23 protein-coding genes are annotated in these 25,189 nt (G+C 72.9%); 15 read left to right on the forward strand and 8 right to left on the reverse strand.

Annotation, left to right across the window (positions count from 1 at the left end):
• Positions 1-16: 16 nt before the first annotated feature.
• Together IE305_RS05925 and IE305_RS05930 are read left to right on the forward strand one after the other, a co-directional pair.
• Positions 17-1,771 carry an NAD+ synthase gene (locus tag IE305_RS05925; RefSeq protein ID WP_190128371.1) on the forward strand — a complete coding sequence of 585 codons (1,755 nt, stop codon included), beginning with the start codon at positions 17-19 and terminating at the stop codon, positions 1,769-1,771.
• A gap of 162 nt (positions 1,772-1,933) precedes the next feature.
• Complete coding sequence (locus IE305_RS05930; protein ID WP_190128372.1) at positions 1,934-2,863, forward strand: hypothetical protein; 930 nt, start codon at positions 1,934-1,936, stop codon at positions 2,861-2,863.
• Positions 2,864-2,892: 29 nt separating this feature from the next.
• Here the strand turns inward: IE305_RS05930 and IE305_RS05935 are convergent, their stop codons facing one another.
• Positions 2,893-3,138: a DUF2277 domain-containing protein gene (locus tag IE305_RS05935; protein WP_190128373.1), complete on the reverse strand. Its 246-nt coding sequence runs from the start codon at positions 3,136-3,138 to the stop codon at positions 2,893-2,895.
• A 338-nt stretch (positions 3,139-3,476) separates the two neighbouring features.
• On the opposite strand from IE305_RS05935, the gene IE305_RS05940 reads away from it, so the two are divergent.
• Entirely contained in the window at positions 3,477-3,941 is a 465-nt protein-coding gene (locus IE305_RS05940; RefSeq protein ID WP_190128374.1) for a peptidoglycan-binding domain-containing protein, read from the forward strand.
• A 198-nt stretch (positions 3,942-4,139) separates the two neighbouring features.
• On the opposite strand, the gene IE305_RS05945 is transcribed toward IE305_RS05940, so the two are convergent.
• Together IE305_RS05945 and IE305_RS05950 are read right to left on the reverse strand one after the other, a co-directional pair.
• The gene (locus tag IE305_RS05945) at positions 4,140-5,054 is read right to left on the reverse strand and encodes an endonuclease/exonuclease/phosphatase family protein (protein WP_373311544.1); all 915 of its coding nucleotides are present in this window, start codon (positions 5,052-5,054) and stop codon (positions 4,140-4,142) included.
• Between the two features lie 348 nt (positions 5,055-5,402).
• The gene (locus IE305_RS05950) at positions 5,403-7,040 is read right to left on the reverse strand and encodes an MFS transporter (protein WP_190128376.1); all 1,638 of its coding nucleotides are present in this window, start codon (positions 7,038-7,040) and stop codon (positions 5,403-5,405) included.
• Between the two features lie 203 nt (positions 7,041-7,243).
• On the opposite strand from IE305_RS05950, the gene panB reads away from it, so the two are divergent.
• The 3 genes from panB to IE305_RS05965 all read left to right on the forward strand — a co-directional run bounded on the left by panB (position 7,244) and on the right by IE305_RS05965 (position 10,181).
• Positions 7,244-8,134 carry a 3-methyl-2-oxobutanoate hydroxymethyltransferase gene (gene panB, locus IE305_RS05955; RefSeq protein WP_229890626.1) on the forward strand — a complete coding sequence of 297 codons (891 nt, stop codon included), beginning with the start codon at positions 7,244-7,246 and terminating at the stop codon, positions 8,132-8,134.
• Between the two features lie 173 nt (positions 8,135-8,307).
• Positions 8,308-9,357 (forward strand): ATP-binding cassette domain-containing protein, encoded by a 1,050-nt coding sequence (locus IE305_RS05960; RefSeq protein WP_190128377.1) that lies wholly within the window; start codon positions 8,308-8,310, stop codon positions 9,355-9,357.
• A complete protein-coding gene (locus IE305_RS05965) occupies positions 9,354-10,181 on the forward strand; it encodes an ABC transporter permease (RefSeq protein WP_190128378.1) in 828 nt (275 codons plus the stop codon). Before IE305_RS05960 ends, IE305_RS05965 begins: the two co-directional genes overlap by 4 nt.
• Before the next feature lie 35 nt (positions 10,182-10,216).
• Here IE305_RS05965 and IE305_RS05970 read toward each other — a convergent pair whose 3' ends face one another.
• A complete protein-coding gene (locus IE305_RS05970) occupies positions 10,217-13,732 on the reverse strand; it encodes an AfsR/SARP family transcriptional regulator (protein ID WP_190128379.1) in 3,516 nt (1,171 codons plus the stop codon).
• A gap of 118 nt (positions 13,733-13,850) precedes the next feature.
• Between IE305_RS05970 and IE305_RS05975 the strand changes: the two genes are divergently transcribed.
• Positions 13,851-14,681, forward strand: coding sequence for a site-2 protease family protein (locus tag IE305_RS05975; RefSeq protein ID WP_190128953.1), 831 nt, complete (start codon positions 13,851-13,853; stop codon positions 14,679-14,681).
• On the opposite strand, the gene IE305_RS05980 is transcribed toward IE305_RS05975, so the two are convergent.
• The gene (locus IE305_RS05980; protein WP_190128380.1) at positions 14,671-14,859 is read right to left on the reverse strand and encodes a hypothetical protein; all 189 of its coding nucleotides are present in this window, start codon (positions 14,857-14,859) and stop codon (positions 14,671-14,673) included. The two genes, IE305_RS05975 and IE305_RS05980, sit on opposite strands and share 11 nt — an antisense overlap.
• A gap of 74 nt (positions 14,860-14,933) precedes the next feature.
• Positions 14,934-15,638, reverse strand: a complete 705-nt coding sequence (gene npdG, locus IE305_RS05985) for an NADPH-dependent F420 reductase (RefSeq protein WP_190128381.1) — start codon at positions 15,636-15,638, stop codon at positions 14,934-14,936.
• 102 nt (positions 15,639-15,740) lie between these two features.
• Here npdG and IE305_RS05990 point away from each other — a divergent pair, with 102 nt between their 5' ends.
• Together IE305_RS05990 and IE305_RS05995 are read left to right on the forward strand one after the other, a co-directional pair.
• Positions 15,741-16,355 (forward strand): hypothetical protein, encoded by a 615-nt coding sequence (locus tag IE305_RS05990; RefSeq protein ID WP_190128382.1) that lies wholly within the window; start codon positions 15,741-15,743, stop codon positions 16,353-16,355.
• 103 nt (positions 16,356-16,458) lie between these two features.
• On the forward strand, positions 16,459-17,790 hold the full coding sequence (locus IE305_RS05995; protein ID WP_229890627.1) for an MFS transporter: 1,332 nt from the start codon (positions 16,459-16,461) through the stop codon (positions 17,788-17,790).
• A gap of 46 nt (positions 17,791-17,836) precedes the next feature.
• On the opposite strand, the gene IE305_RS06000 is transcribed toward IE305_RS05995, so the two are convergent.
• Positions 17,837-18,073: a hypothetical protein gene (locus IE305_RS06000; protein ID WP_190128383.1), complete on the reverse strand. Its 237-nt coding sequence runs from the start codon at positions 18,071-18,073 to the stop codon at positions 17,837-17,839.
• A gap of 55 nt (positions 18,074-18,128) precedes the next feature.
• On the opposite strand from IE305_RS06000, the gene map reads away from it, so the two are divergent.
• The 6 genes from map (at position 18,129) to IE305_RS06030 (ending at position 24,303) form a co-directional block, all read left to right on the forward strand.
• Complete coding sequence (map, locus tag IE305_RS06005; protein WP_190128384.1) at positions 18,129-18,986, forward strand: type I methionyl aminopeptidase; 858 nt, start codon at positions 18,129-18,131, stop codon at positions 18,984-18,986.
• A 151-nt stretch (positions 18,987-19,137) separates the two neighbouring features.
• Positions 19,138-19,815, forward strand: coding sequence for a biliverdin-producing heme oxygenase (locus tag IE305_RS06010; RefSeq protein WP_229890629.1), 678 nt, complete (start codon positions 19,138-19,140; stop codon positions 19,813-19,815).
• A 174-nt stretch (positions 19,816-19,989) separates the two neighbouring features.
• The gene (gene efeO, locus IE305_RS06015) at positions 19,990-21,123 is read left to right on the forward strand and encodes an iron uptake system protein EfeO (RefSeq protein WP_190128386.1); all 1,134 of its coding nucleotides are present in this window, start codon (positions 19,990-19,992) and stop codon (positions 21,121-21,123) included.
• Positions 21,124-21,142: 19 nt separating this feature from the next.
• Complete coding sequence (efeB, locus tag IE305_RS06020; RefSeq protein ID WP_190128387.1) at positions 21,143-22,408, forward strand: iron uptake transporter deferrochelatase/peroxidase subunit; 1,266 nt, start codon at positions 21,143-21,145, stop codon at positions 22,406-22,408.
• A 31-nt stretch (positions 22,409-22,439) separates the two neighbouring features.
• Positions 22,440-23,336 (forward strand): iron uptake transporter permease EfeU, encoded by an 897-nt coding sequence (efeU, locus tag IE305_RS06025; RefSeq protein WP_190128388.1) that lies wholly within the window; start codon positions 22,440-22,442, stop codon positions 23,334-23,336.
• Complete coding sequence (locus tag IE305_RS06030; protein ID WP_190128389.1) at positions 23,284-24,303, forward strand: SCO2278 family lipoprotein; 1,020 nt, start codon at positions 23,284-23,286, stop codon at positions 24,301-24,303. The genes efeU and IE305_RS06030 overlap by 53 nt, the downstream gene beginning before the upstream one ends.
• A 16-nt stretch (positions 24,304-24,319) precedes the next feature.
• Here the strand turns inward: IE305_RS06030 and IE305_RS06035 are convergent, their stop codons facing one another.
• The gene (locus tag IE305_RS06035; protein ID WP_190128390.1) at positions 24,320-25,051 is read right to left on the reverse strand and encodes a bifunctional DNA primase/polymerase; all 732 of its coding nucleotides are present in this window, start codon (positions 25,049-25,051) and stop codon (positions 24,320-24,322) included.
• Positions 25,052-25,189: the final 138 nt, after the last annotated feature.

The following is a 25,189-nucleotide window of genomic DNA, read 5'->3' on the forward strand; positions in this document are numbered from 1 at the left end:
CGAATACACTGGCGGCGTGGCTCAGCTTCGTCTCGCCCTGAACCAGATCGACTCCTGCGTCGGTGATCTCGCCGGGAACGCGGAGGCGATCCTCCGCTGGACGCGGCACTCGGCCGGGCAGGGGGCGCACCTGGTGGCGTTCCCCGAGATGGCCCTGACCGGGTACCCCGTCGAGGACCTGGCGCTCCGCCCGTCGTTCGTCGAGGCCGGGCGGGCGGCGCTGCGGGCGCTCGCGGTGCGGCTGCGGGACGAGGGGTTCGGGGAGCTGCCGGTGGTCGTCGGCTACCTGGACCGCAGCGAGGAGGCCCGGCCGCGGCTGGGCCGCCCGGCGGGCGCGCCGCGCAACGCGGCGGCCGTGCTGTACGGCGGCGAGGCGGTGCTCACCTTCGCCAAGCACCACCTGCCGAACTACGGGGTCTTCGACGAGTTCCGGTACTTCGTACCGGGCGAGACGCTGCCGGTGGTGCGGGTGCACGGCGTGGACGTGGCGCTCGCGATCTGCGAGGACCTGTGGCAGGAGGGCGGCCGCGTGCCGGCCGCCCGTACCGCGGGGGCGGGGCTGCTGCTGTCCATCAACGCCTCGCCGTACGAGCGGGAGAAGGACGACACGCGGCTGGAGCTGGTGCGCAAGCGGGCCCAGGAGGCGGGCTGCACCACGGCGTATCTGGCGATGACGGGTGGTCAGGACGAGCTGGTCTTCGACGGCGACTCGATCGTCGTCGGCGCCGGCGGCGAGGTGATCGCGCGGGCGCCGCAGTTCGAGGAGACCTGCCTCGTCCTGGACCTGGACCTGCCGCAGGCGCCGGCCGAGGTGCCGTCGGGCGTGGTCGACGACGGGCTGCGGATCGAGCACGTGACGCTGTCCGCCGACCCGTTGCCGCCCTACGAGCCGGTGTTCCGCGGCGGGCCGGCCCGGCACCTCGGCGACGACGAGGAGGTCTACTCGGCGCTGGTGCAGGGCCTGCGCGCCTACGTCCGGAAGAACGGCTTCCGGAGCGTGCTGATCGGCCTGTCCGGCGGCATCGACTCGGCGCTGGTGGCGGCCATCGCGTGCGACGCGGTGGGGCCGGAGCACGTGTACGGCGTGGCGATGCCGTCGCGGTACTCGTCGGAGCACTCGCTGGCCGACGCGGAGGAACTGGCGCGGCGCACGGGGCTGCACTTCCGTACGGTGCCGATCGCGCCGATGTTCGACACGTACATGGGTGCGCTGGGCCTGACGGGCCTGGCGGAGGAGAACCTCCAGTCGCGGCTGCGCGGCACGATGCTGATGGCCCTCTCCAACCAGGAGGGCCACATCGTCCTGGCCCCCGGCAACAAGTCGGAGCTGGCCTGCGGCTACTCCACGCTGTACGGCGACTCGGTGGGCGCGTACGGCCCCATCAAGGACCTCTACAAGACGGGCGTCTTCCGCCTGGCCCGCTGGCGCAACCGGGCCGCGGCCGAACGCGGCGAGACGCCGCCGATCCCCGAGAACTCCATCACCAAGCCCCCGAGCGCGGAACTGCGCCCGGGCCAGGTCGACACGGACTCCCTGCCGGACTACCCGGTCCTGGACCGCATCCTGGAACTCTACGTCGACCGCGACCGCGGCCACGCGTCCATCGTCGCCGAGGGCTTCGACCCGGACCTGGTGACCCGGGTGCTCCGCCTGGTCGACACGGCGGAATACAAGCGCCGCCAGTACCCCCCGGGCACCAAGATCTCCCCCAAGGGCTTCGGCAAGGACCGCCGCCTCCCGATCACGAACAGGTGGCGGGAGGGGGTCTGAGGGCCGCCGGACCGTTGTTTGCATGGTTTTTCGCCATCTGGGCGCTGCTTTGGGGCGAAAAAATGCCTCGCCCGCCTGTCCGACCCTGGTGCTAGGTTTTGATCAACCTGATGGGACATCGGTCCACATCTGTTGTTTTTGAGCTCCTGGGGGGGATTTCTGATGACTTCTCGTCTGCGTACGACCCTGGTCGGCGCGGCGGCTGCCGCGGCCGTGGTCGTGGGTGCCGCGGCACCCGGCTTCGCGGCGCCCGCGCCGAACCCGGCGCCCAACCCGGTGATCGCGTCGGTCGACTGGAAGAAGGTGACGCACGCCGTCTCCGGCAACTTCACCTCGCCGAACGGTGGCGAGCGTCGTGACCTCTTCGTCGTCCTCACCGACGGCTCGGCCAGCATCCTCAAGGGGTCGGCGCACGAGGACCCGAAGGCCCCGTTCTCGAGCAAGGTCCAGGTCGCACCCGCGGGCAGCTACTGGAAGAACGCCGAGGCTGTCAGCAACACCAACGTCCAGCGGGACGGCAAGGGTCTCGACGGTCTCACCGTCCGCTGGAACACCGGCAAGCTCTCGACGTACGCCACGGCCTCCGAGGCCGGCTTCGGCGAGGAGCGGGCGCTGACCTACAGCAGCAGCTGGAAGAACGCCAAGTCCATCGCAGTGGGCCGCCACACCTCCAACGGCCTCCGGGACGACCTCGTCGTCGTGTGGCTGGACGGCTCCATCTCCACGTACATCGACATCTGGGACAACGGCATCTCCAGGGAGACCCAGATCACGAAGGCGACGCCGGATGTAGTGGGTGCAGTGGTCACCTCCGGTCCGTTCACCGGCAAGGACAGGGATGACGTCCTCCTCCGCTGGAAGAGCGGCCTGACCTTCATCATGGGCAGCTTCGAGGCCAACGGTGATTTCGTGGAGGGCGTCGACCTCCGCCAGCACGGGTCGTCCTGGAAGTACGCCGACATCATGGCGGCCGGTTCCTTCGGCGGCGGCCCCGCCCAGGACCTCCTCGTCCGCTGGGCCGACGGCAACCTCAGCTACTACGTCGACGTGGACGCCACCGGCACCCACAGCGAGGTCCAGCTCGTCGGCTGACCCCGTACGGCACAGCAGCAACCGCGCCCTCACTCCCGGGACGACGTCCCGGCGGTGGGGGCGCCCTGCTGTCCGCGGACCACCAGGCCCTCCAGCAGGCGCGCCGTCGCCTCCGTCACCGCTTCGACCGCCTCGTCGAAGACCTCGCGGTTGTGTGCGGCCGGGGCGCGGAAGCCGGAGATCTTACGGACGTACTGCAGGGCGGCCGCCCTGACGTCCTCCTCCGACACCTTCGGCGTCACCGGGGGCCTGAGCGTCTTGATGCTGCGGCACATGCTCCCAGTGTGCACCCGCGACCACCTTCGACCGGTTGTCGCGACCGACCCATGCTCCTCGCCATTTCCGCGAGCGCGAGGCGTACACAGTGCACCACAAGTGGTCACGCGCTTCCCGGCTCGTGACCTCCTGGCTGTGACCCCACTCCGGTGCTCAGGTTGCCGAACCACCCCGGACCGGCCCCGGGGCAGGTGTGAGGTATCGGTCGGATCGGCGGTGGGCCGGATTGATGGGCAACCCTCCGCACAGCGCTCGACCCGCCTTCAACAGTGCTGGTATGCACCTGCCTGCATGACCAACCCCGGGTAACCGTCCCATCGGAAGAAGGGGAACATTCGTGTTCAGACGCGCAAAGGCCGCTGTCGCCCTCACGGCCGCCGGCCTGACCCTCGGCCTGACCGGCGCCCTCGCCGGGGCAACCGCAGCCGCCGCCGCCCCCGCCCAGCAGACACCCACCCGGACCGTCACCATCCAGGCCGTCAACAACCTCGGCCTCTCCATCTCCGAAGGCAAGAGCGTGCAGTGCTACGTCCGGGATGCCGCACCGCGCGGTAAGTACAACCCCGGCGCCATCGACGGCCAGCTCGGCGAGAAGAGCTGGAAGGCCTGGCAGCTCTTCCTCAACGACCGCAATTACAACGCCGGAACCGTCGACGGCGACGTCGGTGGCAACACCATCCGGGCCCTCCAGAGGTTTCTCGTCGACCTCGGCTACGACACCGGCGGCGTCGACGGGCAAGCCGGAAGCAAGACCAGGGCCGCCTGGAAGGCGTTCTCCCACCTCGGCGGAGGCTGGTGCTGACCATCCGTCGCGGCGTACAGCGGCGGTCTGCACCGCACAGGCTCTCCGGGGCGGCAGCCGGGATACGGCTGCGGGAGCATCCTCGGGCCTGATCGCCGGACCGTAGCCGCCGCGGCCGCTGAAACCGGCTCCGGAGCCCGCCACCAACACCGTGGCGGGCTCCGGTGCGTTCGCCGCCGCCAGTCCTGGGCAGGCAGTTCAGCCGAGCTTCACGCGGGCCGCCACCGGCAGGTGGTCGCTCGGGGTCGCGGGGAGCGTCCACGCCGAGACCGGCTTCGCGCCGCGGACCAGGATCTGGTCGATGCGCGCCATCGGCATGCCCGCCGGCCAGCTGAAGCCGAAGCCGTCGCCCGCCGCGCCCTGCGCCGAGCGGAGCTGGGACGTGAGGGGGGCCAGGGAGCGGTCGTTCATGGTGCCGTTGAGGTCGCCGAGGAGGACGACGTCGCGGATGGGCTCGGCGGCGACGGCGCGGCCGAGCGCCTCGGCGCTGTGGTCGCGCTGCCCGGCGGTGAAGCCGGCGCGGAACTTCACGCGCACCGACGGCAGGTGGGCCACGTAGACCGCGACCGGGCCCTTGGGCGTCTCGACGGTGGCGCGCAGCGCGCGCGTCCAGCCCAGGCGGATGTCGACGGGGCGGGCGTCCTTCAGCGGGTACTTGCTCCACACGCCGACCGTGCCCTGCACCGAGTGGTAGCGGTACGTGCCGGCGAGCGCCTTCTCGTAACGGGAGGCGTCGCTGAGCTCCTCCAGCGCCACGACGTCGGCGCCGGAGGCGGCCACGGCGCGGGCGGTGGCGGCCGGGTCGGGGTTCTCGGCGTTGACGTTGTGCGTGGCGACGGTGAAGTCGCCGCCCTTGCCGCTCTTGTCGCTGAGCAGGCCGCCGAAGAGGTTGACCCACGCCACGGCGGGCAGCAGCAGCGCGATCAGGGCGGTGGCCGAGCGGCGCAGCACCGCCAGGACCAGCAGCAGGGGTACGAACAGGCCCAGCCACGGCAGGAAGGTCTCGGTGAGGCTGCCGAGGTTGCCGACGCCGTTGGGGATCTCGGAGTGCAGCAGCATCAGCAGGCCGACGACGGCCGCGAGGGCCGCGAGGACGATGCCGCGCCGCCACATGCCGGGGCCGCGCCAGTCGCCGGCACCGCGGCCCAGGAAGCGCCGGGCGCCGGTTCCGGACCCCTCCGGGCCGGTCGTCCCGTGCCCCGTCTGCTCCATGTACGCCTGCGGCATCCGCTTCGTCCTCACTGCTCCGTGCACTGCGTCCCCGGCCCCCGACGATAGGTGATCTTCAAGGGTGGGGCTGACCGGACGCCCCTGGCGGGGGCGTCGCGGTGGAGGACGACGGCCCCCCGGGAGCGGGTTCCTCCGGTTCGGCCGGTGCGGGGGGCTGTGACACAACGGGCACATTGCGGGCACCTTGCGGGCATCAGGCCGTCATGATCCCGGGCGCAGCAGGCAAAACGGTCACTGGCCCGCTTCCGTCGCCGGCTCCTTCTCCGCGTCCGGGCGCACCGGCCCGCCGGCGGCGCCCGTGGCCGGCCGGCCGGGCAGGAAGACCGCGGCGACGACCGCGCCCAGCAGGGCGACGCCGGCGGCGCCGAGGACGGTGAGGTGCATGGCGTGCACGAACGCCGCGTGCGCGGAGCGCACGAGGTCGTGGCCGGCGGGGCCGAGCCGGGCGGCGGTGTTCAGGGTGGCCTCGATGGACTCGCCCGCCTCGTGCCGGGCGCCCGCGGGCAGGTGGGGGACGGCGGCGAGCCGGTCGTCGATGCGGTCGCGGTAGGAGGCGGAGAGGACGGAGCCGAGCACGGCGACGCCGAGCGCCCCGCCCACCTGCCGGAACGTGTTGTTCACGGCGGAGGCCGAGCCGGCCTTCTCGCGGGGCAGGGCCTGCATCACGGAGACGGTGGCGGGCGGCGTGATGTGGGCCATCGCGGTGCCCTGGAAGAAGAACAGCAGCTCCAGCACGTACAGCGGGGTGTGCTCGTCCAGCAGTGCGTAGCCGGCCATGGTCAGGCCCATGAGGGTCATGCCCGCGGTGCAGACGGCGCGGGCGCCGAAGCGGTCGACGACGAGCCGGGCGCGCGGGGCGAACGCCATCTGCGCCACGGCGAGCGGCAGCATCAGCAGGCCGCTCTGCAGCGGGGTGAAGCCGCGCACGCTCTGCGTGTAGAAGGCCATGAAGAAGGTCACGCCCAGCAGGGCGAAGAAGACCAGGGCCAGCGAGGAGACGGCGGCGGAGAACGCCGGGTTGCGGAAGTGGCGGACGTCGATGGCGGGGTGGTCGCTGCGCCGCGCGTGCACCACGAAGAGGACGAGCACCAGCAGCCCGCCGCCGACCGTCCCGTACACCCGGGGTTCGGTGAAGTCGGCGAGGCGCCCGCCGGTGATGATGCCGTACACCAGCAGCACCAGCCCGATCACCGACAGCAGTACGCCGACGGGGTCCAGGCGGCCGGGGTCCGGGTCCTTGGAGTCCGGTACGAGCAGGGTCATGGCGACGACGGCGGAGGCGACGACGGGCACGTTGATGAGGAAGACCGAGCCCCACCAGAAGTGGGCGAGCAGCAGGCCGCTGGTGACCGGCCCTATGGCGATGGCCAGGCCCACCGCGCCGGCCCAGATGCCGATGGCCTTGGGCTGCTCGGCGCGGTCGAAGACGTTCATGATGATGGCGAGCGTGGACGGCATGACCAGCGCCCCGCCCAGGCCCATCAGCGCGCGGTAGCCGATCAGCTCGGTGGGCGAGGCGGCCATGGACGCGAGGACGGAACCGGTGCCGAACACGGCCATGCCGGCCAGCAGCACCTTCTTGCGGCCCAGCCGGTCGCCCAGCAGGCCGGCGGTGAACAGCATCCCCGCGAAGACGAGCGTGTAGGCGCTGATCGCCCACTCCAGCTGGCTCTGCGTGGCGCCGAGGCCGATGGGGGGCGGCGCGGAGATCGTCCGCATGGCGACGTTGAGGACGGAGTTGCCCAGGACGACCACGAGCAGGCTGCACAGCAGCACCGCCAGGATCGCCCACCGTCTGCGGTGGACGGCTTCGGGGATCTGGCGGGGCGCGCCCGCCGCCGGCACCGGTGACACTGCGCGTGTTGCCATGGACACACCCTAGGCGGGATTCCGGTACGGGTCGGTCGCGTAGGGCGAAGTTTTACACGATTTGCTGTCCTACGACCTCGTACCGCACGGTTCCGGTTCCGGGCGCGACCCGCCGCTTCCCCGCCCCGCGGCGGCGTGTCAGCATGGAGGGGATCCGGGGACGCCGTCAGGGCGCCTCGAGACGACACACAGGAGCCACGGCAATGACGCATGCCTTGAAGACCCCCGACAGCAGCCCCGGCAGCACGGCCGCCCCGAAGGCCGGCACCAAGGCGCTGTACGGCGGGACGACCTCGCGGCGCATCACCGTCCGCGACATAGCCGCCGCCAAGGAGCGCGGCGAGAAGTGGCCCATGCTGACCGCCTACGACGCCATGACGGCGTCCGTCTTCGACGAGGCGGGCATCCCCGTCCTGCTCGTGGGCGACTCCATGGGCAACTGTCACCTCGGCTACGAGTCGACCGTCCCGGTCACCCTGGACGAGGTCCTGCTGCTGTCGGCGGCCGTCGTACGGGGCACCAAGCGCGCCCTGATCGTCGGCGACCTGCCGTTCGGCTCGTACCAGGAGGGCTCCGTCCAGGCCCTGCGCAGCGCCACCCGGCTCGTGAAGGAGGCGGGCGTCGGCGCGGTCAAGCTGGAGGGCGGCGAGCGCTCCGCCCACCAGATCGAGCTGCTGGTCCGCTCCGGCATCCCGGTCATGGCGCACGTCGGCCTCACTCCCCAGTCGGTGAACGCCTACGGCGGCTACCCGGTGCAGGGGCGCGGCGAGGAAGCGGCGCAGCAGCTGCTGCGCGACGCCAAGGCGGTGCAGGACGCGGGTGCGTTCGCCGTCGTCCTGGAGCTGGTCCCGGCGGAGCTGGCCGCCGAGGTCACGCGCATGCTGCACATCCCGACGGTGGGCATCGGCGCGGGCGTGGAGTGCGACGCGCAGGTGCTGGTGTGGACCGACATGGCCGGCATGACGGCCGGCCGCATGCCGCGCTTCGTCAAGCAGTACGCGCGGCTGCGGGAGTCGCTGGGCGACGCGGCGAAGGCGTTCGCCGAGGACGTCGTGGGCGGCGCGTACCCGGCGGAGGAGCACTCGTTCCACTAGGAGCGGAGAGAGACCGAAGGGACGCCCGGGGGTGCACGCGCACCCCCGGGCGTCCCCCTTTTTTCCTCCTGTCGGTGCCTTGTCGGTGGCTTGTCGGTGGCCCGTCGGCGGCGGCCTACGCCTGTCGGTGGTCTGCCGGGGCGTTGTCAGTGGCCTCCGGCATCGTGGTGGGCATGACGCGAAACGACACCCCGAAGCGCGGCGGGAACGCCGTGGAAGTACGGGGGCTGGTCAAGCACTTCGGCGCGACCAAGGCCCTGGACGGGGTCGACCTGGACGTACGCGAGGGCACGGTCCTCGGCGTCCTCGGCCCCAACGGCGCGGGCAAGACCACCCTGGTGAGATGTCTGTCCACGCTGCTCCGCCCCGACGCGGGCACGGCCCGCGTGGCGGGCTACGACGTGGTGGCCCAGCCCCGGCAGCTGCGCCGGGTCATCGGGCTCACCGGGCAGTACGCCTCGGTCGACGAGAAGCTCTCCGGCCGCGAGAACCTGTACATGATCGGCCGGCTGCTCGACCTGTCCCGCAAGCACGCGTGGCGGCGCGCCGACGAGATGCTGGAGCGGTTCTCGCTGACCGAGGCCGCCAAGCGGCCCGCCGCGCAGTACTCGGGCGGCATGCGCCGCCGGCTGGACCTGGCCGCCTCGATGATCGGCTCGCCGTCCGTGCTGTACCTGGACGAGCCCACGACCGGCCTGGACCCGCGCACCCGCAACGAGGTGTGGGCCGAGGTGCAGCGCATGGTGGCCGAGGGCGCCACCGTCCTGCTCACCACGCAGTACATGGAGGAGGCCGAGCAGCTGGCCGACGAGCTGACGGTCGTGGACCGCGGCCGGGTGGTCGCCGGCGGCCTGGTGCACGAGCTGAAGGCCAAGGTGGGCGGGCGCACCCTCCAGATACGCCCCGCGGACCGCGACGCGGTCCGCGCCATGGCCGGCGCGATCGCGCGCTCGGGTCCGGCGGGCGTCTCCGGCGCCACCGCCGACGAGGCCGAGGGCCTGGTCAATGTGCCGATCGTGAGCGACGAGCAGCTGACCGCCGTGGTGGGGCTGCTGGCCCGGGAGGGCTTCACCGTCGCCGGCATCAGCACGCATCTGCCCAGCCTGGACGAGGTGTTCCTGGCCATCACCGGCCAGAAGACCTCCACCCCCGTGGCCGGGGCCGACGGGGCCGAGGGCGCCGGCGGGGCCGGCACCGACGCACGCGAGGAGGTCGCGGTATGAGCGCGGCGACGACCATGGCGCCGCCCGCTGCGGCGCAGAACCCCGACAGCCGCATCGGCCTGCGGGCCCACTGCCGGCACATCGGCGCCCTGGCGCGCCGCAACCTGCTGCAGATCAAGGCGGACCCGGAGTCGATGTTCGACGCCGTGGCCATGCCGATCATCTTCACGCTGATGTTCGTGTACGTCTTCGGCGGCGCGGTGGCGGGCAAGGGCAACCAGGAGGTGTACGTCAACTACCTGGTGCCGGGCCTGATGGCGATGACCGGCATCCAGATCGCCATGGCGGTCGGCTCCGGTGTGCACGAGGACTTCAAGAAGGGGGTGATGGACCGTTTCCGGACGATGCCCATCGCCCGTTCCTCGGTCCTCGTCGCGAAGATCATCGTGGAGGTCGGCCGGATGCTGGTGGCCACGGCCATCCAGCTGGGCATGGGCTTCGCGCTGGGCCTGTCGATCGGGACGTCGTGGCTGCACCTGCTCGGGGCGGTGGCGCTCAGCCTGGTCTTCGGCGCCTCCCTGATGTGGATCTTCATCCTCGTGGGCCTGACCATGAAGACGGCCCAGGCCGTGCAGGGGGTGGCCATGCTCGTGCTGATGCCGCTGCAGTTCGCCAGCTCCATCTTCGCCCCGACGAGCACGATGCCCGGCTGGCTGAAGGCGTTCGCCGACTACAACCCGCTGGCCAACCTGGCCGACGCCTCGCGTGCGCTGATCAACGGCGGTGCCGTTGCGCACTCGGTGTGGATGACGCTCGGGTGGGCGGTGGCCATCACGGTGGTGACGGCGCCGCTGGCGGTGGCGAAGTTCCGCAAGAAGACCTGACGGGCACCGCGCCGACGGGCGGGGCTGTCACCGCGTCAGACCAGGGCAGCGGCCTCCGCGAGGGAGAGGCCGCTGCCCTCGGCGTACGCCCGCTCGTACGCGGCCGGGTCCAGCACGGCGCGTATCAGCTGCTCGGCGGCCTGCCGGGTCTCGCGCTCCACGGAGGGGATGTAGAAGGACGCGGGGCGCAGCGCGATGCCGGCGCCGAGCAGGCGGGCGGCGGTGGTGGCGTGTTCGGTGCCGCCGAGGGCGGCGTACGCGTGGGCGGCGTTGACCAGCTGCATGGTGCGCAGCTGCGGCGCGACGAGGTCGGTGAACCGGTCCTCGCAGTCGGCCAGGGCCTGCCGGAGGCGGGGCAGGGCGTCGGCGGGGCGGCCGTCGAGGACGTCGAGCCAGGCGAGGAGGCCGCCGACCATGCCCATGAAGACGCCGATGCCGCGGGCACGGAAGTCCTCGGCCAGGATCTCGAACTGTTCCCTGGCCTCGGCGGTCCGCCCCGTGCGGGCGGAGCAGATGCCGAACTGGACGCGGATGAAGGCGGCCGCGTCGGGGCTGTGCCGCTCGGCCTCCGCCATGCGGGCGCGGAGCTCCGGCATGGCCTCCTCGACGGTGGTCTCGCCGGACTCCAGCAGCATCTCGACGAGCCGGGCGCGCAGCAGCGGCACCTGGCCGGTGGAGCCGAGGTCCTCCACGGTGGCGATGGCCTCGCGGTAGTCGGCGACGGCCGCGGTCAGCTCGCCGCGCTTCTCGTACGCCTCGGCGCGGCCGGACAGGGCCTCGGCGACGCCCCAGGAGTCGCCGAGCCGCCGGAACAGCGTCAGGCTCTCGTCGGCGTCCCGGATGCCGCGGCCCTGGCCCTCGGGGTGGTCGTTGAGCACCTTGGCGCGCAGTTGCAGGGCGTTGGCCAGCTCCCAGGTGTAGCCGAGCTCGCGGCAGCGGTCGACGGCGTCGTCGAGGACGGCGTACAGGTCGTCGGACGCGCCGGTGAGGAGGATGGCGAAGAACCAGGTCATGCCGGGCAGCCGGCAGTTCTGCGGCCGGCCGCCGTCGTACGCGGCGATCACGGCGCGCAGCAGGCGCTGTGTCTCCGGGCTGTTGATCGCCCCCATGTCGGACTCGACGTGGGTGAGGGCGATCAGCCGGACGCCGCGGCGGGCCTCGCCGAGCAGGTCGGGCGGCATGGGCGGGGGCTGCTCGGTGCAGCTGACGTACAGCGGCGGGGCGATCTCGACGGGCTCGGCGAACGGGTCGGGGCCGAGGGCGGCGGCGGCCTGGGCCCAGTGCAGGGCGTCGCTGCGGTGGTCGCGCATCTGCCAGAACCAGCTGAGCGACAGCACGAGGCACAGCGCCTCCTGCTCGTCGCGCGCGGCGACGGCGCGGCGCAGGGCGGTGCGCAGGTTGTCGTGCTCCAGCTCCAGCCGGTCGAGCCAGCGGCGCTGGCTCGGGCCGCGCAGCAGGGGATCGGCGGTGCGGGCGAGTTCGCGGTACGTGACGAGGTGGCGGCGTTCCACGGCCGCCCGCTCCCCGGCCTCGTCGAGCCGTTCGCCGGCGTACTCGGCGACGGTCTCCAGCAGCCGGTAGCGCATCTCGCCGCCGGGGGCGGGCGCGGCCACCACGAGCGACTTGTCGACGAGCGAACCGAGGACGGGGGCGACGTCGAGGCCGTCGTCGGCGCACACGGCCTCGGCGGCGGCGAGGTCGCAGCCGCCGGCGAAGACGGACAGCCGGCGCAGCACGGCGCGCTCCTCGTCGCCGAGCAGGTCCCAGGACCAGTCGACGACGGCCCGCAGGGTCTGCTGCCGGGGCAGGACGGTGCGGCTGCCGGAGGTCAGCAGCCGGAAGCGGTCGTCGAGGCGGTCGGCGAGGCCGCGCGGCGTGAGCATGCGCAGGCGGGCGGCGGCGAGCTCGATGGCGAGCGGCAGGCCGTCGAGGCGCCGGCAGATCTCGGCGCACGCCTCGGGGTCGTCCTCCAGCCGGAACCCGGGCCGTGCGGCCGCGCCCCGCTCGGCGAGCAGCCGCAACGCGACGGGGTCGGGCAGCGGCTCCACGGGCCGGACGAGCTCGCCGGGCACGGCGAGGGGCTCGCGGCTGGTGGCGAGGACGGTGACGCCGGGGCAGCGGGTGAGGAGGGTCTGCGCGAGGTGGGCGGCGGCGTCGACGACGTGCTCGCAGTTGTCGAGGACGATGAGCATGCGGCGCCGCCCGCAGTGCTCGGCGAGCCGCGTCAGCGGATCGAGCGCCCCGGCGTCGGCGGCGGCCCGCAACCCCTCGGCGGCGGTGCCCCGCACCACGGTCTCCCGCGCCCCGAGCGCGGTCAGCACGGCCTCGGGCACGGTCGCGGGATCGTCCACGGGAGCCAGCTCGGCGAACCACACCCCGTCCGCCCACGGCCCGGCCCCGTCGGCGGCCTCCACGGACAACCGCGTCTTCCCGGCCCCACCGGGCCCGAGCAGAGTGACGAGCCGATGCCGCCGCAGATCCTGCCGGATGAGCCCGATGTCGCCCTCCCGCCCGACGAAGGAGGTGAGCCGGGCGGGGAGGTTTCCGGCGGGGGTGGCGGGAGCGCCGGGGGCGCCTACGGGGGCGGCGGCTGCGGTGCCGGGCGCGGGTGCGCCTGCCGAGGGCGGCGCGGAGGGGGCAGTTCCGGGCGCCGCAGCGCCTGCCGTGCCGTACGACGCAGCGGCACCGCGCCCGGGGTCGCCCTCGGGCGCACCCGCGCCGGGCGCCCAGGTGCCGCTCGCCGGCGCGCCGGCGGCCGCCCCGTCCCGCCCGGGGCCGTGCGCACCCCCGGCGCCCTCCGCCCGTGCCTCCGCCGCGCCCGCGCCGTACGGCTCTCCCCGCAGCAGCTCCGCGTGCAGGGCGCGGAGTTCCGGGCCCGGTTCCGTGCCCAGGGTTTCCGCCAGGGTGTGGCGGATCGCCTCGTACGCCGCCAGGGCCTCCGCCGGGCGGCCCGTCGCGTGGAGGGCGCGGAGGCGGAGGGCGTGGAGGGGTTCGTCCAGGGGGTGGGCGTCGCAGAGTTCGGCCAGGTCGGGGAGGGCGCGGGCGGCCTGGCCCAGGGCCAGGGACGTCGCCAGGCGGTCCCGGCGTGCCGCGAGGCGGCGCGCCTCCAGGCGGGCCGCCTCCGGGCGGTCGCCGGGGAGGTCCGCCAGCGCCGGGCCCCGCCACAGCGCCAGCGCGTCGTCCAGCAGCGGCGCCGCCTTCAGCGGGTCGCCGTCCGCGAGGGCGCGCCCGCCCTCGTCCGCGAGCCGCTCGAAGCGGCACAGGTCGACGTCCTCCGGCTCGGCCCGCAGACGGTAGCCGCCCGCCACCGAGTCGACCACGGCGTGCCCGACCGCCCGCCGCAGCCGGCCCACCAGCGCCTGGAGCGCGCCCGTCGCGTCGGCCGGCGGCTCGCCGTCCCACACGTCGTCGATGAGCGCCTCCGCCGTCCGCACCCGCCCGGGATGCAGCGCAAGCGCCGCCAGGAGCGCGCGCAGCCGGGCGCCGCCGAGGGCCGTCGGACGGCCGTCGGCGGTGTGGACCTGTGTGGTGCCGAGAATCCCGTAGCGCACCGACCCATTCTCCCCCCGCGCGCCCGGGCCCCCGGACCGCGCCTACGCCTTCCCCGTGACGACCAAGTACCGTCAGCCGGTACTCGCCCCCCAGCACCATCCCCAGGAGCGCATCGACATGTCATCCCTCGCGACCCGCGGCGAACGACGCGTGAGTCCCGTCTTCCTCGCCCTCGTCGCCATCATGGCGGTCTCCATATGGGCGGTGTGGACGAATTTCTCGGCGAGCCCGGGGTTCGCCGTCTTCCTCTTCGTCGTGTCGGGCTGGGTCGTCTCCCTCTGCCTGCACGAGTTCGCGCACGCCCGCACCGCCCTGCACGGCGGTGACTTCACCGTCCGGGACAAGGGGTACCTCACCCTCAACCCGCTGAGGTACACCCACCCGCTCCTGAGTCTCGGCCTGCCCGTGATCTTCGTGATCATGGGTGGCATCGGCCTCCCCGGCGGTGCCGTCTTCATCGAGCGGCACCGCATCCGCAGCCGCTGGAAGCAGTCCCTGATGTCCGCGGCCGGCCCGCTGACGGACGCCGTCTTCGCCGCCGCCCTCGGCGTCCCCTTCCTGCTGGGCGCACTGGACGGCCTGCCGGACAACGTCTGCTACGCCCTCGCGTTCATGGTCCAGCTGCACGTCACGGCGGTGATCCTCAACTTCCTGCCCGTCCCCGGCCTGGACGGCTTCGGTGTCGTCGAGCCCTGGCTCTCGCCGAGGATCCGGCAGCAGATCGCGCCGTTCGCGCCCTTCGGGCTGCTGGCCGTCTTCGGCTTCCTGTGGATCCCCGAGGTCAACCACGTCTTCTTCGACATGATCAACTCGGTGCTGGACACCCTCGGCATCAGCCAGTGGGACACCTACCACGGCTACGAGCTGTTCCGCTTCTGGGAGGGCACCCCGGACATACCGCCGCGCAGCGACTTCACCGACGGGCTCTACACCATCGTCAGCCGCTGACGGCGTCGTCCCGCTGCTCGTCCCGCTGCTTGCGCACGTAGTACCAGGCCATGTTCGACGAGACGCCCACCAGCAGGATCCACACGATCCCCAGCCAGCTGCCCTCCACGAACGACACGACGGCCGCCGCCGTGGCGAGGACGCAGACGGCGAGGGCGTAGAGGGCGAGGCGGGGCATGGGTGACTCCTGTCCGTACCGGTACGAGCCCGGTCATTGTCCCCCATGCCCCTGCCGCACCGCGGCCCGGTGGCTCAGACGTCCGTGACGCGCAGACCCGCGTGCGCCTTGTAGCGGCGGTTCGCGGAGATCAGGTTGGCGACGAGCGACTCCACCTGGTGGGCGTTGCGCAGCCGGCCCGCGTAGACGCCACGCATGCCCGGGATGCGGCCGGCCAGGGCCTGCACCAGGTCCGTGTCGGCGCGCTTGTCGCCGAGCACCATCACATCGGTGTCGATCTCGGCCACGTCCGGGTCGGACAGCAGCACGGCGGACAGGTGGTGGAAGGCGGCGGTCACCCGCGATTCCGGCAGCAGCGCGGCGGCCTGCTGCGCGGCGCTGCCCTCGGCCGGCTTCAGCGCGTACGCGCCCTGCTTGTCGAAGCCGAGCGGGTTGACGCAGTCGATCACCAGCTTGCCGGCGAGCTCCTCGCGCAGCGCCTCCAGGGTGGCCGCGTGACCCTCCCACGGCACGGCGACGATCACGATGTCGCTGCGCCGCGCGCACTCGGCGTTGTCGGCGCCCTCCACGCCCAGGCCGAGCTCCTCGGCGGCGGTGTGCGCCCGCTCGGCGGCGCGCGAGCCGATGATCACCCGCTGGCCGGCCTTGGCGAGCCGGTAGGCGAGGCCGCGGCCCTGGTCGCCGGTGCCGCCGAGCACGCCGACCACCAGGCCGGAGACGTCCGGAAGGTCCCAAGGGTCCTTCGCCGGGGCCTTCTTCACCTCATCAGAAGTAGTCATGACAGGGATACTGTCACGCGTCCCTCACCCGCACCGCGCCCGGACGGGTGACGGAACCGGCAACTCCGCATGGCCCCGCACCCGTTGGGCAGGATGCGGCCCATGGACGCCGTACGGGTCGCGCTCCTGCGCGAGGTGCTCGCCGGAACCGCATGGCTTCAGGACACGCGCCGCTTCGCCGGCGCGCTGCGGACGTCCGTGGAGAGACACGGCGGCGGGCTCCTCCTGGTGGGCACGGCCGGGTACGAGCCGTGGCACCTGGCGGCCCACCTCGACGACGAGGCGGCCTGGTCCGGCCTGCCCGGGCTCTCCCCCACCCTCGTCCGGCACCGGGTACCGCCCGGCGCCCCCGCGCATCTGTCGGTGGGGCTCGGCCGGCTGGAGGCGGCCGGGCGCGGCGAGACGCTGCTGCTGGTGACGGACGACCCGCCCGGCGGGGAGCTGCTGGACCGCGTGCACCACGCCCGCCGCGGCGGCGCCACCGTGCTGGCCCTCGACGGCAGCGCCGACGGCACGGAGTCCTCGGAGGTCGCCGGCCTGGCCCACGACGCGCTGGCCGTGCCGGACTCCGCGGAGCTGGACCTCGACACGGTGCAGCACCTGGTCAGCGCCGCCGCCGGGGAGAACGCGCCGCCGCAGCCGCGCGGCCGGCGCTTCTACGACCGGCTCTCCCGCCTGGCCGAGCAGCTCTCGGCGGCACCGCCGCACCGCTGGTGACCGGTCGGCGGCCACCGACCGGCCACCGACCGGACAGTGACCGCACGGTGACCGGAAAAAATCGTTTTGCCTGATCTCGGCACCGCCCTCACCATGGTCCCCCGTGACCGATCCCGATCCCCCCTCCCCCACGCCCGGCTCCGGCGGCTCCCGCCTGCGCGCTCTCCTGCCCGACCTCACCCCGTGGCGGGCCTCCGCCGACTTCCGCCGCATGTGGCTGGCGGGCCTGGTGACCACGTTCGGCACCTTCCTCACGTTCGTCGCCCTGCCGCTCCAGTTGAAGGAGCTCACCGGCTCCGCGCTCGCGGTCGGCGCGATCGGCGCGGTCGAGCTCGTCCCGCTGATCGTCTTCGGCCTCTACGGCGGCGCGCTCGCCGACGCCATGGACCGCCGCAAGCTCATCCTGTGGACCGAGGCCGGCCTGGGCCTGCTCAGCGCCCTGCTGCTGCTCAACACCGTGCTGCCGCACCCCATGGTCTGGCCGCTGTACGTGGTCGCCGCGCTGGTCAGCGCGCTCACCGGGCTCCAGCGCCCGGCGCTCCAGGCGATCCTGCCGCGCGTCGTGGCGCACGAGCACCTGCCCGCCGCCACCGCCCTGAACTCCCTGCGCTGGCAGGCCGGCGCGATTGCCGGCCCCTCGCTCGCCGGCATCATCGTGGCGTTCGCCGGGCTGCCCTGGGCCTACGGGCTCGACGTCCTGTCGTACGCCGTGTCCGTGGCCCTCTCGGTGCGCCTGGCCCCCTCCCCCGCCGCCCACGACGCGGAGAAGCCGTCGCTGCGCGGCATCCTGGAGGGCGCGCGCTACGCGTGGGGCCGCAAGGAGCTGCTGGGCACGTACGCCATCGACATGGCGGCCATGTTCTTCGCCTTCCCCAACGCGGTCTTCCCGTTCCTCGCCGACGAGCTGCACGCCACCTGGGCGCTGGGCCTGATGTACAGCGCGGCCGCGATCGGCTCGCTGCTGGTGAGCCTGACCAGCGGCTGGGTGCCGAAGGTGCACCGGCACGGCCGGATGGTGGTGCTCGCGGCGGCGGGCTGGGGCCTGGCCATGGCGGTCGCGGGCTGGATGGACAACGTCTGGCTGGTGCTCGTCTTCCTGGCGGCGGCCGGTGCCTGCGACACGGTGAGCGGCCTGTTCCGCGCCGCCATGTGGGACCAGACGATCCCCGACGAGCTGCGCGGCCGGCTCGCCGGCATCGAGCTGCTGTCGTACTCGGTGGGCCCGCAGCTCGGCCAGGTCCGGGCCGGCGGCATGGCCTCGCTCACCGGCGTCCGGGCGTCCATCTGGTCCGGCGGCCTGGCGTGCGTGGCGTCCGTCGGCCTGCTGGCGGTGTGCCTGCCCCGGCTCATGTCGTACGACGTGCGGACGGACGAACACGCCGAGGCCGCCCGCCGCCGCGCCGCAGCCAGGACGGCGGTGGCGGAGGCGGCCTGAAGCCGGAGGAGGACCGGTGGCGCCGGGCGGCGCCACCGGGACCGTCTCACGCCCCGCCGTCCCCCTTGTCGTCCCGGCCCTCGTCGTTCCAGCGCGGGTCCGTGCGCCACGCCTCGTCCCGCTCGCGCGCCGTCTCCATCGCGTGCCCCGCCTCCTCGCGTGTGGCGTACGGGCCGAGGCGGTCGGCCGCGCGGCACTCGGGGCCCTCCTCGACCGTGCCGTGCCGGATGCAGTAGTACCACTCGCCCGGCTTGCCGGCCGGGCGCCGCTTGAACAGGGCCATCGCCGTCTCCTCTCGCCCGGCGGGCCGCCGGGGCCGCCTGGCTACACTCGCTGACATGTCTGGCCAGTCACTTCTTGTCCCGGGGAGAGTCTCCCCCACGCGCCCCGTACCCGCCTCGATCCCGCGGCCCGAGTACGTCGGCAAGCCCGCCCCCACCCCGTACTCCGGGCCGGAGGTGCAGGACGCCGAGACGATCGAGAAGATGCGGATCGCGGGCGGCATCGCCGCGCGGGCCATGGCCGAGGCCGCCAAGCACATCGCGCCCGGCGTGACCACGGACGAGCTGGACCGGGTGGCGCACGAGTACATGTGCGACCACGGGGCCTACCCCTCCACCCTCGGCTACCGGGGCTTCCCCAAGTCGCTGTGCTCCTCCGTCAACGAGGTCATCTGCCACGGCATCCCCGACTCGACCGTCCTGAAGGACGGCGACATCGTCAACCTCGACGTGACCGCCTACATCGGCGGCGTGCACGGCGACAACAACGCCACCTACCTGGTGGGCGAGGTGGACGAGGAGTCCCGGCTGCTGGTCGAGCGGACCCGCGAGGCGCTCGACCGGGCGATCAAGGCCGTCAAGCCGGGCCGCCGCATCAACATCATCGGGCGCGTCATCGAGTCGTACGCCAAGCGCTTCGGCTACGGCGTGGTCCGCGACTTCACCGGCCACGGCATCAACTCGTCCTTCCACTCCGGCCTGATCGTCCCGCACTACGACAGCCCGCACCACGACACGCTCATCCAGCCGGGCATGACCTTCACGATCGAGCCGATGCTGACGCTGGGCACCCACGAGTACGACATGTGGGACGACGGCTGGACGGTCGTCACGAAGGACAGGAAGCGGACCGCGCAGTTCGAGCACACCCTGGTGGTGACGGACACCGGAGCGGAGATCCTCACGCTGCCGTAGCGGCCGGAGGACGGCCCCGCACCGGGTTTTTACCGACAGCTTGTCGGGAAGGCATTGACTTAGGCAAACCTAAGTCGGAAGGATGGGCGGTACGCAGCCCGCCCGTCCGTCCCGACCGCCCGTCCCGCCACCCGGCCACCGGAGGCCCGCCTTGGACTCGCCCGCCGCACCCGCCGCCCAGCCCACCCCGTTCTCCGTGCTCATCCGCACCGCCTCCCATGCGCAGCACACGGAGGCCGAGAACTCGTCCTTCATGAGCGACATGCTGGGCGGCAGGCTCGGGGTCGCCGCCTACCGGCGCTACACCGAGCAACTGTGGTTCGTCTACCGGGCCCTGGAGTCGGGCTCCGAGGCGCTGGCCGCCGACCCCGTGGCGGGTCCGTTCATACGGCCGGAACTGGCCCGCCGCGCCGAGCTGGAGCGGGACCTGGCCCACCTGGGCGGGCCGGAGTGGCGGACCGGCCTCGCACCGCTGCCGGCCACGGCGGCGTACGCGGCCCGGATCGAGGAGTGCGCCCGCACCTGGCCCGCCGGCTACGTGGCCCACCACTACACCCGCTATCTGGGCGACCTCTCGGGCGGCCAGGTCATCCGCGGCACCGCGGAACGCACCTGGGGCTTCGCCCGCAAGGGCGACGGCGTGCGGTTCTACGTCTTCGAGGGCATCGGCAACCCGGCCGCCTTCAAGCGCGAGTACCGCGAGCTGCTGGACGCGCTGCCGGTGGACGACCTGGAGAAGCAGCGGGTGGTCGACGAGTGCCGCCGGGCTTTCGCCCTCAATACGGCGGTATTCGCCGAATTGGGACGCCTCTTTCCGCGGACCGCCTAAGAGTAAAGATCATTTGGATCAAGGGGTGGGGGCGAGATTTTGCCTCGTGAGAGCAGAATCACGCACCGAACGGGGAACAGGGTAGGCAAGCCTCAGATAAGTTAGGGCCGCCTAATTGGCCGTTCTTTTTCGGCCAGCCTCATCCGTTGCCGTCCGACCCACCCTGGAGCCCCCATGCGCGTCCTCCGCTCCTCCGCCGTCACCGCCGTCGCGGTGGCCGCGGCCCTGACCGCCGTGTCCGGTTGTTCCGGGAAATCGGACGGCAAGGACTCCGACGCGATCACGGTCAAGGCGAGCGACGACGCGTGCGAGGTCTCGAAGACGTCGTTCCCCGCCGGGCACGTGACCTTCAAGGTCCAGAACAAGGGCTCGAAGGTCACCGAGGTCTACGTCTACGCCGCCGGCGACCGGATCGTGACGGAGCGGGAGAACATCGGCCCGGGCACCAAGGCCGAGATCACCGCGACGATCAAGAAGGCCGGCAGCTACGAAATCGCCTGCAAGCCCGGCATGAAGGGCGACGGCATCCGCCAGAAGATCACCGTCACCGGCAACGACAAGGCGGAGAAGAGCAATCCGGAGCTGGACAAGGCGGTGGCCGAATACCGCAAGTACGTCCAGCAGCAGGCCGACGAGACGATCCCGGCCGCTCAGAAGTTCGCCGACGCCGTGAAGAACGGCGACGTCGACGAGGCCAAGAAGCTCTACGCGCCCTCCCGCACCGGCTGGGAGCGCACCGAGCCGGTCGCCGAGTCCTTCGGCGACATCGACCCGAAGGTCGACGTCCGCGAGGACGGCCTGGAGAAGGACCAGAAGTGGACCGGCTGGCACAAGCTGGAGAAGTCCCTCTGGGCCGACAACAAGATCACCGATGAGGACAAGCAGCTGGCCGGCCAGCTGATGACGGACCTCAAGGACTGGCAGAAGCGCGTCGGCACCGCCGAGATCACCCCGACCAGCATGGCCAACGGCGCCAAGGAGCTGCTCGACGAGGTGGCCACCGGCAAGGTGACCGGCGAGGAGGAGCGCTACAGCCACACCGACCTGGCCGACTTCCAGGCCAACGTCGAGGGCGCCAGGAAGGCGTACGAGCTGCTGAAGCCCGTCGCCGGCAAGAACGACGCCGCCCTGACGCAGGAGCTGGACAAGCAGTTCGGCGCCTTGGAGCAGCTGCTCGGCAACTACCGCGACGGCGACGGCTTCAAGGCGTACGACGGCGTGGGCGCGGACGACCGCAAGAAGCTGTCCGACGCGGTCAACGCCCTCGCCGAGCCGCTGTCCAAGCTCGCCGGCGCCGTCGCGAAGTGACGAGGGGGACCGGACGATCATGAGCGAGAGCACCAACGGGACCAAGGCCGCGCCCTCCCGCCGCGCCCTGCTGGGCTGGGGCGGTGCCGGGCTGGCGCTCGGCGCCGTGGCCGCCGGCGGCACCGCCGCCGCGCTGCGCACCGGCTCCTCCGACGCCCAGCCGGCGGCCGCCGCCGGCGAGGCCGTGCCCTTCCACGGCCCGCACCAGGCCGGCATCGCCACCGCGGTGCAGGACCGGCTGCACTTCGCCGCGTTCGACGTGACGACCACCGACCGCGCGGCGCTGGTGAAGCTGCTGAAGGAGTGGACGGCCGCGGCCGCGGCGATGACCGCCGGGCACGAGGTCGGCGACGGCGCCTACGGCGGCCTGCCGGAGGCCCCGCCGGACGACACGGGCGAGGCCCTGGGCCTCAAGCCGTCCCGGCTCACCCTCACCTTCGGCGTGGGCCCGGGCCTGTTCGAGAAGGACGGCAAGGACCGCTTCGGCCTCAAGGACCGCCGCCCCGCCGCCCTGATCGACCTGCCGGCCTTCCCCGGCGACAAGCTGGACCCGGCCCGCAGCGGCGGCGACCTGTGCGTGCAGGCGTGCGCCGACGACCCGCAGGTCGCCGTGCACGCCATCCGCAACCTCGCCCGCATCGGCATGGGCAAGGTGGCCATCCGCTGGTCGCAGCTCGGCTTCGGCAAGACGTCCTCGACGACGCCCGACGCCCAGACGCCGCGCAACATGATGGGCTTCAAGGACGGCACCCGGAACATAGCCGGCACCGACACCGCCGCCCTCGACAAGCACGTGTGGGTCGGGGAGAAGGACGGCCCGGCCTGGCTGGCCGGCGGCTCCTACCTGGTCGCCCGCCGCATCCGCATGCACATCGAGACGTGGGACCGCACCTCGCTCAAGGAGCAGGAGGACGTCTTCGGCCGCGACAAGGCCCAGGGCGCGCCCGTCGGCAAGCAGCGCGAGCACGACGAGCCCGACCTGAAGGCCATGAAGGACGACGCGCACGTCCGGCTGGCCCACCCGGACAGCAACGGCGGCATCCGCATCCTGCGCCGCGGCTACTCGTTCACGGACGGCACCGACGGGCTGGGCCGGCTGGACGCGGGCCTGTTCTTCATCGCCTACCAGCGGGACGTACGCAACGGCTTCGTCCCGCTCCAGCAGAAGCTCGCGCGCAACGACGCGCTCAACGAGTACATCCAGCACGTGGGGTCGGCCGTCTTCGCCGTGCCGCCGGGCGTCCGCGACAAGGACGACTGGTGGGGCCGGGCCCTCTTCGCGTGAGCAGTGGTCGTAACCGGAAAGGGGAGGCCGCGTGTTCGGCAACTACCTGATCGGCCTGCGTGAGGGCCTCGAGGCCAGCCTGGTCGTCTGCATCCTGGTGGCCTACCTGGTCAAGACCGGCCGCAGGGACGCCCTGCGGCCGGTGTGGGCCGGCATCGCCGTCGCCGTGCTGCTGAGCATGGGCTTCGGCGCGCTGCTCCAGTTCGGCTCGCAGAACATGTCGTTCGAGTCGCAGGAGATGCTCGGCGGTTCGCTGTCCGTGATCGCCGTGGGTCTGGTGACGTGGATGGTGTTCTGGATGCGGCGCACCGCGCGGCACCTGAAGAAGGAGCTGCACGGCAAGCTGGACGCGGCGCTGGCGATGGGCACCACGGCGCTGGTCGTGACGGCGTTCCTGGCCGTGGGCCGGGAGGGCCTGGAGACCGCGCTGTTCATCTGGACGGCCGTGCAGGCCACGGACGACGGTGTGCGGCCGCTGGTGGGCGCGGTGCTGGGGCTGCTGACGGCCGTGGTGCTGGGCTGGCTGTTCTACCGCGGCGCGCTGCGGATCAACCTGGCGAAGTTCTTCACGTGGACCGGCGGGATGCTGATCGTGGTGGCCGCGGGTGTGCTCGCGTACGGCTTCCACGACCTCCAGGAGGCCGGTGTGCTGCCGGGGCTGGGGAGCAGGGCGTTCGACATCAGCGACCAGGTGCCGGCGGACAGCTGGTACGGCACGCTGCTGAAGGGCGTGTTCAACTTCCAGCCGGACCCGACCTGGCTCCAGGTGGGGGTGTGGGTGCTCTATCTGGTGCCGACCCTGCTGGTGTTCTTCGCGCCGGGGCGTGCGGGTAGGGTGGCGCCGTCACCCGCAGTCACCCAGGAGTCGAAGCGCGATGAGACGCCCGCCGATACGCCGGTCGCCCCGTCGGACGGCCGGACCGCGTAAGGCACCGCGGGCGCTCCGGGCCCTGTTCGCGCTGCCGTTGCTGGCGGCGGCGACGGGGTGCGTGACGGTGCACGGCGAGCGGGCGGTCATTCCGGCCCTGCCGGAGAAGGCCGAGGCCGCCCGGGTCCTGCGGCACTTCACCGACGGTTACAACGAGGCGTACCGCAAGCTCGACCCGGCCCTGGTGGACCGGGTCGAGACGGGTGCGCTGGCCGAGATCGGGCGGGCCGACCTGGCCGCCCAGCGGGCGGTGACGCCCGGCGGCAACCCGGGCTATCCCCCGCTGGTGCTGGACGACGCCCGGTTCACGATCCCGAAGATGGCCGGCTGGCCCAAGTTCTTCGTCGCCGACACCCGCAGCAACCGCGACCGCAACCGCTGGGTCGTGGTGTTCACGCGGGACGGCGCGCACGCGCCGTGGAAGGCGGCCTACCTGTCGCTGCTGCCCGACGGCAAGGTGCCGCGGTTCGCGCTGGACGCGGACGGGTACGCGCGGGCGGTGCCGGTGCCCGGCGACGAGGGCCCGCGGCCCGTGGCGGAGCCCGGCGCGCTGAGCGCGGCGTACGCGACGTACCTGCGCACGGGCGGGGGCGGCCTGTTCGCGCCCGGCGGCGCGACGACGGAGCTGCGCGACGAGCGCGCCAAGCTGGCCCGTACGCCCACGTTCTGGACGGAGTACGCCGACACGGCGGCGAAGGCGCCGGCGTTCCCCGTGCCGGCGCTGCGGGCCGCGGACGGCGGGACGGTGGCCTTCTTCACGGCGCACCACCACGAGAAGCGGACGATGGCGCAGGGCATGCGGCCGTCGGTGACGGAGCCGCGCACGAAGGCGCTGCTCCAGGGGAACCTCAACCGGGCCGTGACGTACACGCGGGTGTCGGAGTCGGCGGTGCTGGTGCCGGACACCCGCGGGCAGGTGGTCTTCCTCAGCCGGATCGAGTCGCTGACCGCCGTGAAGGGCGAGTAGCCCGCCGGTCCGCGGTTCAGCGGCCGATGGGCCAGGGGTGGGCGGGCTCGTGGTCCTGCCGGGCGCCGGCGTACTGGGCACAGGCGTCGGTGAGCGCCTCCAGCAGGGTCAGCGGGTCGGGCAGCGGGCGTTCGGGGCCCAGCAGCCAGGCCACGCGCTCGTCACCGGGCAGGAGGGACGGCGGCAGCAGGACGTAGCTGCCGCGGCAGTGCCAGCGCAGGCCGGGGTGCTCGTCCATGGTCTCGGGGTGGCAGTCGAGCTCGCAGGGCCACCACTCGTCCTCGTCGTCGGGGGTGCCGCGGGTGGTGGTGAAGAAGAGCATGCGGTCGTCGGGGGTGACGGTGGCGACGGGGCCGACGTCGACGCCGGCGGCCAGCAGCCGGTCCAGGGCCTGCCGGCCGGCCTCGGCGGGGACGTCGAGGACGTCGTGGGCCATTCCGGTGGCGGTCACGAAGTTGGCCTCGGGCTGGGTGCGCAGCCAGGCGGTGACCTTGTCGGCGTCGGTGGTGGCGAGGGTCTGCCAGGCGAAGGAGACGGGGTGCCGGCCGGGGGTGGGACAGCCGATGCGTTCGCAGGAACAGCCGTAGCCGGCGGGATGTGCGGCCGGGGCCAGGGGGAAGCCCGCCGCGGCCGCGGCCAGGAGCAGCTCCTCGCGGGCGGCTCCGGCGGCCGCCCCCGTGCCCGTGCCGGTGTCCGCCCCGCTTCCGGAGCGGCGCAGCCATCGGGAGAACCTGCTCTTGCGTTCCATCTATCCCCTCACTTCGACCGCGGTCTCCGGTCAATGCTGCCACCATCCTGCTCCTGGTGTGACCGCCGGACGCAGCCGGGGGGTGTGAGACCGGCCGCCCGGGCGGCGGCCGCCGGGGCCCGGGCCAGAGCTGAGGCG

This window comes from Streptomyces mashuensis, from assembly GCF_014654785.1.
GTDB classification, from domain to species: domain Bacteria; phylum Actinomycetota; class Actinomycetes; order Streptomycetales; family Streptomycetaceae; genus Streptomyces; species Streptomyces mashuensis.

What these genes read in the sequence shown, in the direction of transcription:
- IE305_RS05930 (WP_190128372.1), top strand. Translation starts at nt 1,934, where the DNA reads ATGACTTCTCGTCTGCGTACGACCCTGGTCGGCGCGGCGGCTGCCGCG.
- IE305_RS05935 (WP_190128373.1), bottom strand. Translation starts at nt 3,138, where the DNA reads ATGTGCCGCAGCATCAAGACGCTCAGGCCCCCGGTGACGCCGAAGGTG.
- IE305_RS05945 (WP_373311544.1), bottom strand. Translation starts at nt 5,054, where the DNA reads ATGTGGCGGCGCGGCATCGTCCTCGCGGCCCTCGCGGCCGTCGTCGGC.
- IE305_RS05950 (WP_190128376.1), bottom strand. Translation starts at nt 7,040, where the DNA reads ATGGCAACACGCGCAGTGTCACCGGTGCCGGCGGCGGGCGCGCCCCGC.
- panB (WP_229890626.1), top strand. Translation starts at nt 7,244, where the DNA reads ATGACGCATGCCTTGAAGACCCCCGACAGCAGCCCCGGCAGCACGGCC.
- IE305_RS05960 (WP_190128377.1), top strand. Translation starts at nt 8,308, where the DNA reads ATGACGCGAAACGACACCCCGAAGCGCGGCGGGAACGCCGTGGAAGTA.
- IE305_RS05965 (WP_190128378.1), top strand. Translation starts at nt 9,354, where the DNA reads ATGAGCGCGGCGACGACCATGGCGCCGCCCGCTGCGGCGCAGAACCCC.
- IE305_RS05975 (WP_190128953.1), top strand. Translation starts at nt 13,851, where the DNA reads ATGTCATCCCTCGCGACCCGCGGCGAACGACGCGTGAGTCCCGTCTTC.
- IE305_RS05980 (WP_190128380.1), bottom strand. Translation starts at nt 14,859, where the DNA reads ATGCCCCGCCTCGCCCTCTACGCCCTCGCCGTCTGCGTCCTCGCCACG.
- npdG (WP_190128381.1), bottom strand. Translation starts at nt 15,638, where the DNA reads ATGACTACTTCTGATGAGGTGAAGAAGGCCCCGGCGAAGGACCCTTGG.
- IE305_RS05990 (WP_190128382.1), top strand. Translation starts at nt 15,741, where the DNA reads ATGGACGCCGTACGGGTCGCGCTCCTGCGCGAGGTGCTCGCCGGAACC.
- IE305_RS06000 (WP_190128383.1), bottom strand. Translation starts at nt 18,073, where the DNA reads ATGGCCCTGTTCAAGCGGCGCCCGGCCGGCAAGCCGGGCGAGTGGTAC.
- map (WP_190128384.1), top strand. Translation starts at nt 18,129, where the DNA reads ATGTCTGGCCAGTCACTTCTTGTCCCGGGGAGAGTCTCCCCCACGCGC.
- efeO (WP_190128386.1), top strand. Translation starts at nt 19,990, where the DNA reads ATGCGCGTCCTCCGCTCCTCCGCCGTCACCGCCGTCGCGGTGGCCGCG.
- efeB (WP_190128387.1), top strand. Translation starts at nt 21,143, where the DNA reads ATGAGCGAGAGCACCAACGGGACCAAGGCCGCGCCCTCCCGCCGCGCC.
- IE305_RS06030 (WP_190128389.1), top strand. Translation starts at nt 23,284, where the DNA reads ATGAGACGCCCGCCGATACGCCGGTCGCCCCGTCGGACGGCCGGACCG.
- IE305_RS06035 (WP_190128390.1), bottom strand. Translation starts at nt 25,051, where the DNA reads ATGGAACGCAAGAGCAGGTTCTCCCGATGGCTGCGCCGCTCCGGAAGC.